Below are 14,090 nucleotides of genomic sequence, written 5' to 3' on the forward strand. Positions count from 1 at the left end.
GCCGGAGGCCCGCGTTGCCGCACGCGGTCAAGACTACAACGCGTCAGGCGAACCCGTCGATGCCCCGCATCAGCGCCGCCGCCATGCGCGGCTGGCGCAGCTGGTCCAGCCACCAGCGCAGTGCGCGGCCGTCGTGATCGCCGCGCCACGCGAGGTACAGCAGGTTGGGCTCGCGCGGCGTCTCGGTGGCCATTTCCACCAGTTCGCCCCGCGCCAGCAGCGAGGCCACGCGGTGACGCGGCACCCAACCCACGCCGAGGCCGTCGCGTTGCGCCAGGATCTTGGCGCGCATGCTTGGCACGGCCAGCGTGGCCTGCCCGCCGACCCGGCCGTAACCGCGCGCCGACGAGCCGCGCGCCGTGTCGGCAACGACGACGGCGCGATGTTGCTGGATCTGGTCCTGGCGCAGCGGCCCGTTTGCCTTGGCCAGCGGATGGCGCGGCGATACGGCAAACAGCCATTCCATCTCGCCCAGCGCCGCCCATTGCAGGTTGGGCATGGTCTGCGGTTCGTTGGTCGCGCCCACGATCAGGTCTGCCCGCCCTTCGCGCAGCGCTTCCCACGTGCCGCCCAGCACCTCATGTGTGAAGCGCAGCCTGACGCCCGAATCCAGCTTGTCGAAGGCCTGGATCAGCGGCGCCATCAGTTCGAATTCCAGGATCTCGTCGCTGACGATGTGCAGGCGGTCTTCCCAGCCGCTGGCCACTTGCCGCACGCGCTGCGTGAGCCGGCTGACATCCTGCGCCAGCCGCGCCGCCTCGTCCGCAAGCAACTGGCCGGCGGGCGTCAGCTGCAACCGGTAGCCGCGGCGGTCGAACAACAGGGCATCGAAGCGTTCCTCCAGCTGCCTCGCGGCGTGCGACACGGAAGACGGGGCCTTGCCCAGCCGGGCGGCGGCTCGGGACAGGCTGCCGCTGTCGCGGATGGCTTCCAGCAACGCCAGTTCATTGGAGGTCAGCATCGCGGGATCCACCTATCGGTTTATACGTTTCAGACCGAACATGTTCGGTTTTATCGAACGTATTCATGCGTCAGATCGTACGACAAACCACGGGGCAAGGCGCAACATGGCTACACCTCACCTCCACACCAAAGGAACCCGTCATGAACCGTTTTGAACAAAAGACCGTCCTGGTCACCGGTGGCACCAGCGGCATCGGCCTCGCCGCCGCCCAAGCCTTCGCCGCCGAAGGCGCCCGCGTCATCGTCACCGGACGCGACAACGCTGCGCTGGAAAAGACCCGCGCCACGCTGGGCGGCAACGCCCTGGCCATCCAGAACACCGCCGGCGCGCCCGGGGCGGCCGCGGCCCTGGCCGACGCCCTTACATCGGCAGGCGTGCGCCTGGACGCCGTCTTCGTGAACGCGGGCATCGCCAAGTTCGCCACGCTCACCGATGCCACCGAAGACCTGTGGGACCAAACGTTCGACACCAACGTCAAGGGCGTGTTCTTCCAGCTGCAGGCGCTGAACCCCTTGCTCAACACGGGCGCGTCCATCGTGCTCAACGGGTCCATCAATGCCCATATCGGCATGCCGGCCTCGTCGATCTACGCCGCCAGCAAAGCCGCGCTGATCTCCCTGGCGAAGACCCTGTCGGCCGAATGGCTGCCGCGCGGCATCCGGGTCAACGTCGTCAGCCCCGGGCCGGTCTCCACGCCGATCTACGGCAAGTTGGGCCTGGACGCCGACACGCTGGAGAAGACCGCCGCCAGCATCCAGGCGCAGATTCCGCTGGGCCGCTTCGGCACGCCGCAGGAGATCGCGGCGACCGTGCTGCACCTGGCCGCGCGCGAGTCGGCCTTCATCGTGGGCACGGAGATCATTGCGGACGGTGGGATGAGCCAGCTCTGAAGCGCTGTGGGGCGGCGCCCGGGCAGTGCTAGGATGCGGGGCATGACTTCGATCCTGCACGCCCACCCCATCGACCCCGCCGTCCGCGAACGCGTGATGGCGACCCTGCAAGACATCGAGCAGCGCCACGACGTGCGCGTCCTGCTCGCCTGCGAATCCGGCAGCCGCGGCTGGGGCTTTGCCTCGCCCGACAGCGACTACGACGTGCGCTTTCTGTACGTGCACAAGCTGGACTGGTATCTGCGCGTGGCGCCGCAACGAGACGTGATCGAGCTGCCCATCGACGACGAACTGGACGTCTCGGGCTGGGAGCTGCGCAAATCCCTGCAGCTCTTGCGCGGCTCGAACCCCACGCTTTTCGAGTGGCTGGATTCGCCCATCATCTATCGCCAGGACGACGCCGTCAGCGCGTGGCTGCGGCATTTCCGCAGCGCGTACTTTTCCAGCACCAAGGGCCGCTGGCATTACGTGTCGATGGCCGGCCGCAATTTCCGCGAATCGCTGCAGGGCGAGACGGTTCGCCTGAAGAAGTACCTGTACGTCCTGCGCCCCGTTCTGGCCGCGCAATGGATCGACAGCGGCCGCGGCGTGCCGCCAATGCGTTTCGCCGATCTGGCCGACGTCATCATTACGGACGCGGCGCTGCGCGCCGAGATCAACGAACTGCTGGCCATCAAGATGGCGGCGGGCGAAGCCGAGCACGGCCCGCGCTTCCCGCTGATCCACGCGTATCTGGAATCGACGCTGGCCGAACTGGAAAAGGCGCCTTACTTCGACCGGCCGGATGGCCAGACCGAGACGCTGGACCGGTTTTTGTATGAGGTCGTCACGGGCGCGCCGCTGACGTATTGAGACGCTGCGGCGTGGGTGTCAGACACCGGCCCCAGGTGTCTGACACCCCAGGAATTGCTCATCAGTTCGAAACGGCATCTCATGGGTGTCAGACACCTCCCCACCACTTCGAGCTGTTTGACCCGCCGGCCGCAGATGTCCGCCGCGTCAGTGCGCACGCCATCATTGCCGCGCACAAAATGTGTTTCACGTATCATCACCGGCCCCTTCATCCACATGGAACAAGAAAGCATGTCCGACACCAACAAGCCCTTCGACGTCCAGAACTTCATCGCCCAAAGCATGGAAGGCATGCAGGCCGCCACGACGGCGCATTGCGCGACCTGGCATCTGGACGAAGCCGAGCAATGGTCGGTGGACATGGATAGCGGCCTGATCGTGTTCCAGCTGCCGGGCGGCATCGTCGCCACCGCGCCGGTGCAGATCATCGGCACGTCCAACAGCGAGGACGGCAGTTTCCTGTGGGGCTGGGACCATCCGTCCGTGCCGTCCGAGCTGGCCGAGCATGCGCAACTGGCGTTGGCCTTCGGGCGTGCGCATGGACTGCCCGCCTATACCGAACGCAAAGTCGACTGCGACGACGCCCAGGCCTGGGAGTTCACCGCCGTCGCCATGCGGCTGGGTGAGGCCTCCGGTTCGTATCGCGCGCAGGCGTCCGAGACGGCGCATGTGTGGATGACGTTCGGCAAAGTGTCGCTGTCGAAGGCGGAAAGCGAATGACGGTGGCGTCAGGGGCCATCGGCCTGTTGCTGGCCGTTGCCCTTTGCGCGCTGGTGCATGTTGCGGTGATGGCCTTCGCGGGACGCGCGCGGGGCGTGGCGTTGGACGAACTGTCGTTCGGATTGGGGCCGCGCCTGTTGCGGATAGGCAAGCTCAGCATTCGGCTGCTACCTGTCGGCGGCGCGGTCCGCTTCCAGACAGCGAGCGCCACGATGCCTGCAGATGACGCGATGCTGGCGGATGACACGACGCCAGCAGATGACGCGATGCCTGCGGATGACAAGATGCTGGCGCATTCAGTGGAGGTCGACATGCAGCCGGACGTCGCGACGCCGACTGCCCTCACGATGCCGGCCGATGAAGCAGACATCGACCCGCAACACCTCGAAGCGCAGCCGCTCTGGGCGCAACTGTTCATCGGCGCTTCCGGCTGCCTCGCCCTGATCGCGCTGGCGAGCGCGCTGCTCGGCGGCATGGCGGGCGTGCAGGCGCTGGCGGGTGGATTTGCGAACATCGTCACCGGCGCGCTGTCGCCGCTGCACACGGCGCAGGCGCTGCTGGCACGCGTGGATGCCGCCGCGCACGGTTTGCCATTTTCCACGTTGCTGGGCCTGACCGCCGCCACCACGGCGGCGCTTAACTTGCTGCCGTTGCCCGGCGCGAACGGCGGCTACCTGTTGGGCGCGTTGGGAAAAGGCGCCGGCCTAGCCAAACACTGGCCAGCTTCCCTCACGCAGATCCTGCTGCTGGGCTATGTGGCGCTGGCGGCGTCCTGGCTCGTCTCGGCGGTGATCTATCTCAGCAGCGGTGTCTGACACCCAAGTTGAAGCAGGTGGCTGAAGCAGGTGTCTGACACCCCGGCAAGATGGCCGTCAGCTTGAGACGGCATCTCATGGGTGTCAGACACCATCTCCATTAGCGTCGGCATCTAATCGCTGAGACACCGTCGCGTCTTACCGATACAGCACCGTCGGCAGCCACATGCCGATCGCCGGGAACATATACAGCAGGAAGATCGCAACGACCTGGATCCCCATGAACGGCATCATGCCCAGGAAGATCTGGTTCAGCGTCACGTGCGGCGGCGACACGCCCTTCAGGTAGAAGGCCGACATCGCAACCGGCGGCGACAGGAACGCCGTCTGCAGGTTCAGCGCCACCAAGAGCCCAAAGAACAGCGGATCGATGCCGAACGTATTGAGCAGCGGCACGAAGATCGGCATGAAGATCACGATGATCTCGGTCCATTCCAGCGGCCAGCCGAGCAGGAAGATGATGATCTGCGCCAGCAGCAGGAATTGAATCGGCGTGAGGCCCAGCGACAGCACCCATTCCTCGATGATCCGCTGGCCGCCCAGCAGCGCGAACGCCGCCGAGAAGATCGATGACCCGACGAACAGCCAGCACACCATCGCGCTGGTCTTGGCCGTCAGGAACACCGATTCGCGCAGCACCGGCAGATTCAGCCTGCGATACGCCAGCGCCAGCAGCGCCCCGCCCATCGCGCCCATGGCAGCCGCCTCGCTGGGCGTGGCCAGGCCGAAGCCGATGGATCCCAGCACGGCTGCGATCATGACCGCCAGCGGAAAGAACGACGCCATCAGCATCTTAAAGATTTCCAGCCGCGCCCACGTCAGCGCGGCGTAGAACACCGCCAGCATCACCGCGCAGATGCCTGCAAAGATCCAGAAGCCGGTGGGCGCGGGCTTGCGGGCGTCGGCGGTGTCGGATGCGGCCTGCTGCACGGGCGCGGCGGCCCCTGCGGGCGGCTGGGCAGCAGGCGTACCCGGCGGTTCGCTCAAGCCCGACGCGGCGGGCGCGCTACCCGGCGGTTCGGCAAGTTCATTGGACGGCGGCTCGGGCAGGTCGTTTGACGGCGGCTCCGCCAAACCGCCTGCGGGCGGCTCGCTCAATCCGGAACCGGAATCGAAGCCGCCGGAACCCAATTGCAGTTCGGCGGGAATCTCATATTCCACCGCGGGCTTGGTCAGCGCGTGATGCACCGTTGCCAGCATCAACACCGTCACGAACAGCGGGGTCAACGCCATCGCCATGTTGCGCGTCAGATAGCCAAACGACACCGCGCTGTTGCGCCGGCCCTTGAACATGGCGGCCAGCATGCCCGACACGGCGCGCGTGTACGGGCCTGCCGCCAGCGCGGCCGTGCCGGGCGACAGCGGCACGCCGCGCTCGCTCTCGGGCAGCGGCGGCGCCATGTCTGGCCGCAGCTTGGCCACGATGATCACGTAGACCATGTACAGAATCGCCAGCATGATCCCGGGAAACAGCGCACCGGCGTACAGCTGCACGACCGACACGCCCGTGGTGGCGCCATACACGATCAGCATCACCGACGGCGGCAGCAGGATGCCGAGGCAACCGCCCGCCGTGATCGAACCGGCCGTCAGGCGCACGCTGTAGCCGGCCTTAAGCATCGCCGGCATCGCCAGCAGCCCCATCAGCGTGACGACCGCGCCGACAATACCCGTCGCCGTCGCGAAGATCGCGCAGGTCGCCAGCGTGGCCACCGCCAGCGCGCCGGGCAGCCGCGCCAGCGCCAGGTGCATCGACCTAAAGAGCTTTTCGATCAGGTTGGCGCGTTCGACCAGATAGCCCATGAACACGAACAGCGGAATCGATATCAGCGAATCGTTCGTCATCGTGGCGTACGTGCGCTGCACCATCAGATCCAGCGTCTGGCCCAGGGACCGTCCCGGATCCGAGCTCTGCATGTAATACGCCAGGAACGTGAACAGCACGCCCATGCCCATCAGCGTGAACGCCGTGGGAAAGCCCAGCATGATGGCCACCACGATCAAGGCCAGCATGAGCAGCCCGATGTGACCCGTGGTGAGGTTGTCCCACGGCGTGAGGAACGCGATCATCAGGAGCACCAGCGCGATGCACGACAGGCCGAACCACAATGCCTTGTGGATTTTCATCGCTGGGACTCCCCGGAGTTGACGTAACGATCGAGCTTGGCGATGTCTTCGTCCTTCACGTGCACCATCTCCTTGAGCTTGTCGACGTCCACTTCCTCGACGTCCTCTTCACGCGACGGCCACGCGCCCTGCTTCAGGCACAGGATGCAGCGCATGACCTCGGCCACGCCCTGCAGCAGCAGCACCGCGCCGGCAGCGGGGATGAAGGCCTTGAATGGATAGATCGGCGGACCGTTGGCCATCAGCGAGGAATGCTCGCGGATGGCGATGGAATAGCCGGCGTAGTACCAGCCGGCCCACACCAGGGCGATGACGCCCGGAAAGAAAAAGACGATGAAGAGCAGCAGGTCCAGCCCCGCCTGCACGCGCGGCGGCAGGAATCCGTACAGGATGTCCCCGCGCACGTGCCCGTTCTTGGCCAGCGTATACGCCCCGGCCATCATGAACAGGATGCCGTAATACATCATCTGCAGATCGAACGCCCACGCGCTGGGCTGATTCAGGATGTAGCGCGCCGCGACTTCCCAGCACACGTGCAGCGTCAGCACCACGATCAGCCAGGCAAAGGTCTTGCCCACGAGGGTGGAGATGCTATCTATGAAACGTACGATTCGGATCATCGAAGGTCCTGGAGTCGGATCCGTTCAGGCCGCGGCAAATCTGCCGCCGGCGCGCACGGAACCTGGACGCATGGCAAGACCCCGCGCGCCGGCCAGGCAGCGCGCGGGTGCGGCGCAGAAAAGCGTCAGGCCGGCTTGGTGCTGCGCGAGAAGTAGTGGTTGTAGGCCATGCGGTAGTTGACGGTGGTGTCGCCGTGCCAGCGCCCCACCCGCTCCGCGAACGCGCGCTGCGAATCCAGCACCTTCTTGAACAGCGGATTCTCGGCCGACCGCTTGGCGATCATTTCGTCCCAGATCTTGAGCTGCTGCTGCAGGATCGCGTCCGGCGTCTTGTAGAACTTGACGTTGTGATCCTTCTGCAGCTTGATGTAGTCCTGCGAATAGCGGTTGGCCGCCTTCCAGGACATGTCCGCGCTGGATGCCTGGGCCGCGTAGCTCAGGATGTGCTTCAGGTTGTCGGGCAACGCGTCGTACTTTGCCTTGTTGAACAGCACCTCGAATTGTTCCGCGCTCTGGTGAAAGCTCTGCAGCATGCAGATCTTGGAGACGTCCTGGAATCCCAGCGCCAGGTCGGAAGACGCGTTGTTGAACTCGGCACCGTCCAGCAGGCCGCGGTCCAGCGCCGGCACGATTTCACCGCCCGGCAGCGCGTTTACGGCCGCGCCCATCGCGGTGTACATGTCGATGGCCAGGCCGACGGTACGGAACTTCACGCCCTTGACGTCCTCGACCTTGGTCACCGGCCGCTTGAACCAGCCGAACGGCTGGGTCGGCATCGGCCCGTACATCAGGGACTGCACGTTCACGCCCATGGCCTTCTGGATCTCGACCAGCAGCTCCTTGCCGCCGCCGTATTCATGCCAGGCCAGCAGCATGTTGGCGTCCATCCCGAAGGACGGACCCGACCCCCACAGCGCCACCGCCGTGTTCTTGCCGTACCAGTACGCCACGACGCCGTGGCCGCCATCCAGCGTCCCGGCCGACACCGCATCCAGCAGATCGAACGCCTTGACCACGGCGCCCGCGGGCAGCACTTCGATCTTCAACTGACCGCCGGCCATCTCGTTGACCTTGTTGGCGTAGTCGCGGGCGAATTCGTGAAAGATGTCGGTCGCGGGCCAGGTGCTCTGGAACCGGAAGGAGATGGGCGCGTTCTGCGCCTTGGCGATGGCGGGAAATCCTAGCGCCGCGACCCCTGCGGCGGCTGCGCCGGAGATGAATTTGCGGCGGCGGGGCTTTGTAACGTGTTGCATGGCTTGTTGTCTCCTGGGGTGGACTACATGGACCAGCGTGTTGTTACTACGGCTGCAAGGGTGCGGCAAAGATTGGCTTCTGCGAGCCATCCGATGCCGGTTGATGCGTCTGATGCGCAACTTTGGAGTGATTAAACCTGCCTGACAAACGGCTGACAATCAGCTTTTAGTCAGGAATTACCCTAGAAAAAGGACTAGGACGCCAGATGGACGAGACAGGGATACCATCCGGGCGGCAAAGGACTTACCCAAATTCCATCATTCCGGCATCAATCGCGACAGGGTAAATAGTGCGAAGGCCACGCCCGCGCATCTCCGGCTCGCAAGCATTCGGGATGCCACCGTGACAGACAAAACATGTGGAGGTCCGGCCATGGCAACTCAATGGAAGCATCAGGATGCCGCTGCGAATGCGAATATGCACGCACCCTTTGCATTCGGCCCGGCGAACCAGACCGAATATCGCGACTACGGTGAAGCCGAATCCACGCCCGAGGCCGGCACATTCGAAATAGGCCTGGTCCTGGCTGGCGCAATATCGGCGGGCGCCTATTCTGCAGGCGTCATGGATTTTCTTATCGAGGCGCTGGATGCCTGGGAAGAAGCGAAAGTCAAAGCGCCCGGCTCCGTCCCGACCCACTCGGTGAAAATCCGGGTCATCGCAGGCGCATCGGCGGGCGCCATGAACGGCGCCATCGCCTCATCCGCGCTCATGTACCGGTTCGACCACGGCGCACCCCGCGCCGGCCAGCGCAACCCGTTTTATGAATCCTGGGTACGGAACATAGACGCCAGTCATTTATTGGGTCTGAAAGATCTATCCGGACCGAAGCCGGAAATCGCATCGCTCCTCGACTCGACGCAGTTGACCTATGTCACCCGCACAGCACTGGATTATTCCGCACCCCGACTCGCGCGGCCCTATTTGAAAGACGGGGTCCGGTTCATCTTCACCCAGTCAGGACTCCGAGGAATTCCGTACTACCTGGCCCTTGATCCCCAGCAGGCTCACCCCGGCCTGCACATGTCGCTACACCGTACCTACCGCAGCTTTTCAGTGTCATATGGCGACACGGCGGGCAGATTCAGGGCCGATGACCTACCGCTCTCAGAACTCCCTGACGGCGCATCAAAGTTCGAAGACAAGGGCTGGAATGAGCTGGGAATTGCCGCCCTGGCGTCAGGCGCATTTCCCCTCTTTCTGAAGGCACGTCATGAACGTCGAAAGCCTGCCGATCTGGATTGGCGGTTCGTTCAGGGTGCACGCGGAGATTACGTAAAACTCAAGCCCGCATGGAAGCGCGAAATCGGCGGCCGAGTGCCGCCCCCGCCCGCCTACTATGCGGAATACGTGGTCGATGGCGGGGCAATGAACAATGAGCCCCTGGAGTTGGCAAGACAGGAACTGACCGGGCTGAAAGGCAACTTCGTTCCGCGCGGCGACGCCGCGCAAAGATGTGTGCTGGTGATTGACCCGTTTCCGGATGAACCCGCAACGGAATTCCCGCCCGATCATCCGAACGCTCGGGGCGACTTGATATCAATCGCCTCCGGGCTGCTGAGCGCCTACAAATACCAGGCGAGGTTCAATCCCACAGATCTCGCCAGAGGGCTGGATCCGGACGATTACAGCCGATTCGTGATCGCGCCCAGCCGCAAGCCGGATGTCGTGCCGCCAGACTGGAAAAGGCCTCCCGCTGAGATAGCAAGTGCCTCATTGGACGGCTTTGGCGGCTTCCTGGATGAAACCTACCGTCATCATGATTACCTGCTGGGCCGCCGAAACTGCCAGCAGTTTTTGCTCAAGCATTTTGGGGTCTGGAAAGACAATCCCGCCTTTGTGAAATCGGAATCCAACATAAACGCGCGCTTTTCAGGACGACTTCAAGATTCGCGCGAATTTGCGCTTATCCCATTGATTGGGCAGTTGGCGGAAACTCCTCCACTTCCGGCGTGGCCCACCAAGAAAGTGGACCTCGATGCCGTGGCCGATTCCGTCGTTCGGCGAGCAGCTCAACTTGCCAAAGAACTGGCAAAGCGCCAGGGCTTCAAGTGGAAAGTGCTGGTGCGACTGGCACTCCTGTTTGGACGCAATGACATCAAATCCGGCGTGATCAACATCTTGATGAAAAGCCTCGACAGCAACGATCTTCCCTATCTGGAGCCAAAACGTCCACGCGAAGAAGACGGTAATGGTGGGGCATGAGAAGGAATGGCCATGCACGCAACTTCCGGATGGTTGGTCGCAGGGGTCGCGCTGGTTGGCGTGACGATTGGATATATGAGCGGAGGATCGCAAACGCCGGTCGCGAGCGCGGCGATACCCGTGATCTTCGGGCTGGCGGCAACCGCAATCGCGGTGCTGCAGACAAAAGGAAGGCGCGTGGAGCAGACCCGCACCCGAAAGTTGCCGCCGCTCGTTCCCGATATCGCGTTGTACCGGCAGGAATTGAAACGCTCAGCCATGGCCGCCGCGGCAGGCGTCCAGCGAAATATCGGAATCTGCCTGGTCACCTTCTCTGTCGGCTTTCTCATTGGTGCACATTGCGGCGCGTATGTCCGTCTTCATGACGTGCTTCGACCACAACCAATGCCCTCTGATTTCGCGTGGAAAACCATCGAACGCCCTCCGAGCGTGGAAGCGGCATTGCAGTGGCTTGCCGTACAGCAACGCATGGAGCTCGCGGGCTACAGCGCCAATCAGGTGGGCGAGATGTATCAGATACAACTCACTGAATGGCGTATGCGGGCGGAACTTGGCACGCGGGCAATTGAACTTACCCAAACAACGTCAAAAGCTGCAAACGCGACTGGCGCGCCCGAGAAAGGCGCAATTGACACCTCCAAACTCTTAGAGAGCTTTAACCGGTGCCAAGAGATGAAGGGCAAGATATCGCCTAACTGCTTCAAATCCTTCGATTTGAATACGTGGAACTTCATGATCCCCAAGAACGAGGGCGGAGCTCCGTTCGCCCGAACGGATGTCACTCCACCCTTGGATCGAGCCCGCTCACCCTGGTCAATCACTATCAATCCGGTCCAGTGAGCTGGCTTGATCGGCGATGCCAATCTGTCAAACCGCCGACACCGCCCCCGCCTCGCCCCCACCCTGCAACAACGGCGGCGCCGTCACGATCGACGTCAACGCCGGTTCGGCCGGACGCAACGCCGCCAGATCCGGCCTTGGACGCCGCAGGACTTCCGTTCCCGCAAACGCCTGCTCCATCGCCTGCGCGGCGGCCAGCACTTCACGGTCTGCACGGAAACGCCCCACGATCTGCAGCCCGAACGGCATGCCCTGCGCATCGCGTCCGCACGGCAGCGTCAGCGCCGGGTGCGTGGTCAGCGTGACCACATAGGTCAGGGCCAGCCAACGGTAGTAGTTCTCCTGCGCGACGCCGTTGATCTTGTCCGCGTAAAGCTGCGTCCACGGAAACGGCGACACCGGTGTGGTGGGCGAAAGGATGAGGTCGTAATCGTCGTAGGCGCGCTGAAAGCGCTTGATCAGGCGCGTCTGCTCGGCCTGCGCCCACGCGCAGTCCTTCAGGCTCATCGCCGCGCCCATCTCGAAGTTGGCGCGGGTGTTGGGACCCAGGCTGGACGGGTCCTTCTCATAGGCGTCGCGCATGCCCGCCACGAAGGCTTCGGCGCGCAGCACGTCAAAGCAGCGATGGGCTTCACCCACGTCCAGGTCGATCGGATCGCAGGCGGCAAACAGATGCCGCATGGCGGCGATCTTTTCGCGGAAGGTGGCGCGGATGCTGTCGTCCACGTCGCATGCGCCGAAGTCTTCGGTGTAGGCCACGCGCAGCGAGCCCAGGTCCGCGACGCCGGGGTTCAGGAATTGCAGCGGGTCCAGCGGATAGCTGAGCGGATCGCCGGCGTGCATGCCCGCGGAGGCCGCCATCTGCAGGCAGGCGTCGGCCACCGTGCGGCCCATGGGACCGACCACGGAAATCGGCGTCCAGCCCAGCGGCTTGCGCACGCTGGGCACGACGCCCGGCGAAGGCCGGAATCCGACCACGCCGCACTTGGACGCGGGAATGCGCAGCGAGCCGCCGGTGTCCGAGCCCGTGCAGACCGGCAGCATGTCGGCGGCCAGCGCCGCGGCGGAACCGCCCGACGAGCCGCCCGCGTTCAGGTTCGGATTGAACGGATTGCCGGTCGCGCCCCACACCGTGTTGCGCGAGTTGGCGCCCGCGCCCATTTCGGGCACGTTGGTCTTGGCGGCGACGATGGCGCCGGCGCGGCGCAGGCGCGCCACCAGCTCGATGTCCTCATCCGGCACGTGGCCGCGATACAAGGGCGAGCCGTACGTGGTCAGCACACCGGCGGTGGGCTCCAGGTCCTTCACCCCCATCGGCAGGCCGTGCAACAGGCCCAGCGGCTCGCCCGCCATCACGGCGCGCTCGGCGGCGCGCGCTTCCGCCCTCGCCCGCTCATAGGCGGTGGCGGTGACGGCGTTGATGTACGGGTTCACGGCCTGAATGCGCGCGATGCAGGCCTCCAGCAGTTCCACCGGCGAAAGCTGGCGGGCGCCGATCATCCGCCGCAGTTCGACCGCCGTCAGGGATACCAGGGTGTCGTCCAATGCCATCGTCGTGTTCCCTCAGTCGATCTTGATGTTGGCCCGCTGCGCGACTTCGCGCATGACGGGCAGTTCCTGCTGGATCAGCGCTTCGCCCTCGGCGGCGCTGGCGTAGGCGGCTTCAAAGCCTTGCGCCTCCAGGCTCTTGACCACTTCGGGCGACTCGACGGTGGCCTTGAGCGCCTTCTCCAGCCGGGTCTTCACGTCGGCCGGCAGGCCACGCGGCGCGGCGACCATCAGCCACGTATCCATCGCGACCGAGGGATAGCCCTGTTCCGCGAACGTCGGCACGTCGGGCAGGAACGCGGAGCGCCTGGGCGCGGACACCGCCAGCACGCGCACCTTGCCCTGCTTGCTTTGCGGCAGCGCCGCGGCCACGGTGTCGACCGAGAACGGAATCTGGCCGCCGATCAGGTCCGTCATCGCGGGCGAACTGCCCTTGTACGGCACATGCGTCATCTTCAGCTTGGCGGCCGACGTGAAGGCCTCGCCCACGAAATGCGCTGTGGTGCCGGTGCCGAACGAGCCGTACGGCGGCTGGTCGTGGGCCGGATCCTTCACGTAGGCCACGAACTCCTTCAGGTCCTTGACCGGCACCTTGGGGTTCGCAAGCAGCGCCAGGCCCGTGCGGCCAACGATGCCGATGGGCTCGAAGCTCTTGACCGGGTCGTACGGCAGGTTGCTTTGAATGGCCGGGTTGACCGTGAACGTCGTGCCGGAACTGACCAGCAGCGTGTAGCCGTCCGGCGCGGCCTTCGCGACGAAGCTGGCGCCGATCACCGTGCCCGCGCCGGCGCGGTTTTCCACCACAATCGTGCGCCCCAGTTCCTGGCCCAGTTTCTGCGCCACCACGCGGCCCAGCACATCGGTGGCGCCACCCGGCGGAAAAGGCACAACCAGCGTTAGCGGACGGCTGGGATAGGCGTCCTGGGCCACCGCGGGCGCGACGGCGCCGACGGTGCTGGCAAAAGCGAGACTGACTGCAAGAAACGAGGTTTTCATGGCGGTGCTCGATGGGAGGTGGTGGAAAAGCGGCGCGTCTGTCGGCGCCTAGTTGCCGGCCGCGAGCGAACGCCCGCGGCTCAGGAATCGGTCATATTCTTCGTCAGGCACGAACAGCCCGCCGGTGGTCCAGGCCAGATGCGTCGCGCGCGGCAGATGCGCGTCAAGGCCATGCGCGCGCAGCCATGCGCGGCCGGCGTCGGTGCCGCACAGATGGCGCGGACCGCTGAAACCCGCGGCGGCGGACGGTTCGATGCGC

12 protein-coding genes and 1 pseudogene are annotated in these 14,090 nt (G+C 64.7%); 6 read left to right on the plus strand and 7 right to left on the minus strand.

Annotation, left to right across the window (positions count from 1 at the left end; all coding sequences use genetic code 11):
• Positions 1 to 43: 43 nt before the first annotated feature.
• Complete coding sequence (locus tag RT697_RS01615; RefSeq protein WP_313696695.1) at positions 44 to 961, minus strand: LysR substrate-binding domain-containing protein; 918 nt, start codon at positions 959 to 961, stop codon at positions 44 to 46.
• A gap of 143 nt (positions 962 to 1,104) precedes the next feature.
• On the opposite strand from RT697_RS01615, the gene RT697_RS01620 reads away from it, so the two are divergent.
• The 4 genes from RT697_RS01620 (at position 1,105) to RT697_RS01635 (ending at position 4,241) form a co-directional block, all read left to right on the plus strand.
• Entirely contained in the window at positions 1,105 to 1,854 is a 750-nt protein-coding gene (locus RT697_RS01620) for an SDR family oxidoreductase (RefSeq protein ID WP_313696696.1), read from the plus strand.
• 42 nt (positions 1,855 to 1,896) lie between these two features.
• Positions 1,897 to 2,706: a nucleotidyltransferase domain-containing protein gene (locus RT697_RS01625; RefSeq protein WP_313696697.1), complete on the plus strand. Its 810-nt coding sequence runs from the start codon at positions 1,897 to 1,899 to the stop codon at positions 2,704 to 2,706.
• A gap of 231 nt (positions 2,707 to 2,937) precedes the next feature.
• On the plus strand, positions 2,938 to 3,426 hold the full coding sequence (locus RT697_RS01630) for a DUF6882 domain-containing protein (RefSeq protein ID WP_313696698.1): 489 nt from the start codon (positions 2,938 to 2,940) through the stop codon (positions 3,424 to 3,426).
• Complete coding sequence (locus tag RT697_RS01635; RefSeq protein ID WP_313696699.1) at positions 3,423 to 4,241, plus strand: site-2 protease family protein; 819 nt, start codon at positions 3,423 to 3,425, stop codon at positions 4,239 to 4,241. The genes RT697_RS01630 and RT697_RS01635 overlap by 4 nt, the downstream gene beginning before the upstream one ends.
• A gap of 138 nt (positions 4,242 to 4,379) precedes the next feature.
• Here RT697_RS01635 and RT697_RS01640 read toward each other — a convergent pair whose 3' ends face one another.
• The 3 genes from RT697_RS01640 to RT697_RS01650 form a co-directional block, all read right to left on the minus strand.
• The gene (locus RT697_RS01640) at positions 4,380 to 6,368 is read right to left on the minus strand and encodes a TRAP transporter large permease subunit (protein ID WP_313696700.1); all 1,989 of its coding nucleotides are present in this window, start codon (positions 6,366 to 6,368) and stop codon (positions 4,380 to 4,382) included.
• Positions 6,365 to 6,988 carry a TRAP transporter small permease subunit gene (locus RT697_RS01645; protein WP_175136290.1) on the minus strand — a complete coding sequence of 208 codons (624 nt, stop codon included), beginning with the start codon at positions 6,986 to 6,988 and terminating at the stop codon, positions 6,365 to 6,367. Before RT697_RS01645 ends, RT697_RS01640 begins: the two co-directional genes overlap by 4 nt.
• 125 nt (positions 6,989 to 7,113) lie before the next feature.
• Positions 7,114 to 8,241: a TRAP transporter substrate-binding protein gene (locus RT697_RS01650; protein WP_313696701.1), complete on the minus strand. Its 1,128-nt coding sequence runs from the start codon at positions 8,239 to 8,241 to the stop codon at positions 7,114 to 7,116.
• A gap of 373 nt (positions 8,242 to 8,614) precedes the next feature.
• Between RT697_RS01650 and RT697_RS01655 the strand changes: the two genes are divergently transcribed.
• Both RT697_RS01655 and RT697_RS01660 read left to right on the plus strand, forming a co-directional pair.
• Positions 8,615 to 10,447 carry a patatin-like phospholipase family protein gene (locus RT697_RS01655; protein ID WP_313696702.1) on the plus strand — a complete coding sequence of 611 codons (1,833 nt, stop codon included), beginning with the start codon at positions 8,615 to 8,617 and terminating at the stop codon, positions 10,445 to 10,447.
• A gap of 12 nt (positions 10,448 to 10,459) precedes the next feature.
• Positions 10,460 to 11,287 carry a hypothetical protein gene (locus RT697_RS01660; RefSeq protein ID WP_313696703.1) on the plus strand — a complete coding sequence of 276 codons (828 nt, stop codon included), beginning with the start codon at positions 10,460 to 10,462 and terminating at the stop codon, positions 11,285 to 11,287.
• A gap of 27 nt (positions 11,288 to 11,314) precedes the next feature.
• Here the strand turns inward: RT697_RS01660 and RT697_RS01665 are convergent, their stop codons facing one another.
• The 3 genes and pseudogenes from RT697_RS01665 to RT697_RS01675 all read right to left on the minus strand — a co-directional run.
• Positions 11,315 to 12,838, minus strand: coding sequence for an amidase family protein (locus tag RT697_RS01665; RefSeq protein ID WP_313696704.1), 1,524 nt, complete (start codon positions 12,836 to 12,838; stop codon positions 11,315 to 11,317).
• 12 nt (positions 12,839 to 12,850) lie between these two features.
• Positions 12,851 to 13,831: a tripartite tricarboxylate transporter substrate binding protein gene (locus RT697_RS01670; protein WP_313696705.1), complete on the minus strand. Its 981-nt coding sequence runs from the start codon at positions 13,829 to 13,831 to the stop codon at positions 12,851 to 12,853.
• A gap of 48 nt (positions 13,832 to 13,879) precedes the next feature.
• Positions 13,880 to 14,090 (minus strand): annotated as a pseudogene (locus tag RT697_RS01675) (D-serine ammonia-lyase); the annotation flags it as partial.

Source organism: Achromobacter sp. (genome assembly GCF_032113835.1).
Taxonomy (GTDB): Bacteria; Pseudomonadota; Gammaproteobacteria; order Burkholderiales; family Burkholderiaceae_B; genus Achromobacter.

Coding starts and splice junctions, on each gene's coding strand:
- RT697_RS01615 (WP_313696695.1), bottom strand. CDS start 961: ATGCTGACCTCCAATGAACTGGCGTTGCTGGAAGCCATCCGCGACAGC.
- RT697_RS01620 (WP_313696696.1), top strand. CDS start 1,105: ATGAACCGTTTTGAACAAAAGACCGTCCTGGTCACCGGTGGCACCAGC.
- RT697_RS01625 (WP_313696697.1), top strand. CDS start 1,897: ATGACTTCGATCCTGCACGCCCACCCCATCGACCCCGCCGTCCGCGAA.
- RT697_RS01630 (WP_313696698.1), top strand. CDS start 2,938: ATGTCCGACACCAACAAGCCCTTCGACGTCCAGAACTTCATCGCCCAA.
- RT697_RS01635 (WP_313696699.1), top strand. CDS start 3,423: ATGACGGTGGCGTCAGGGGCCATCGGCCTGTTGCTGGCCGTTGCCCTT.
- RT697_RS01640 (WP_313696700.1), bottom strand. CDS start 6,368: ATGAAAATCCACAAGGCATTGTGGTTCGGCCTGTCGTGCATCGCGCTG.
- RT697_RS01645 (WP_175136290.1), bottom strand. CDS start 6,988: ATGATCCGAATCGTACGTTTCATAGATAGCATCTCCACCCTCGTGGGC.
- RT697_RS01650 (WP_313696701.1), bottom strand. CDS start 8,241: ATGCAACACGTTACAAAGCCCCGCCGCCGCAAATTCATCTCCGGCGCA.
- RT697_RS01655 (WP_313696702.1), top strand. CDS start 8,615: ATGGCAACTCAATGGAAGCATCAGGATGCCGCTGCGAATGCGAATATG.
- RT697_RS01660 (WP_313696703.1), top strand. CDS start 10,460: ATGCACGCAACTTCCGGATGGTTGGTCGCAGGGGTCGCGCTGGTTGGC.
- RT697_RS01665 (WP_313696704.1), bottom strand. CDS start 12,838: ATGGCATTGGACGACACCCTGGTATCCCTGACGGCGGTCGAACTGCGG.
- RT697_RS01670 (WP_313696705.1), bottom strand. CDS start 13,831: ATGAAAACCTCGTTTCTTGCAGTCAGTCTCGCTTTTGCCAGCACCGTC.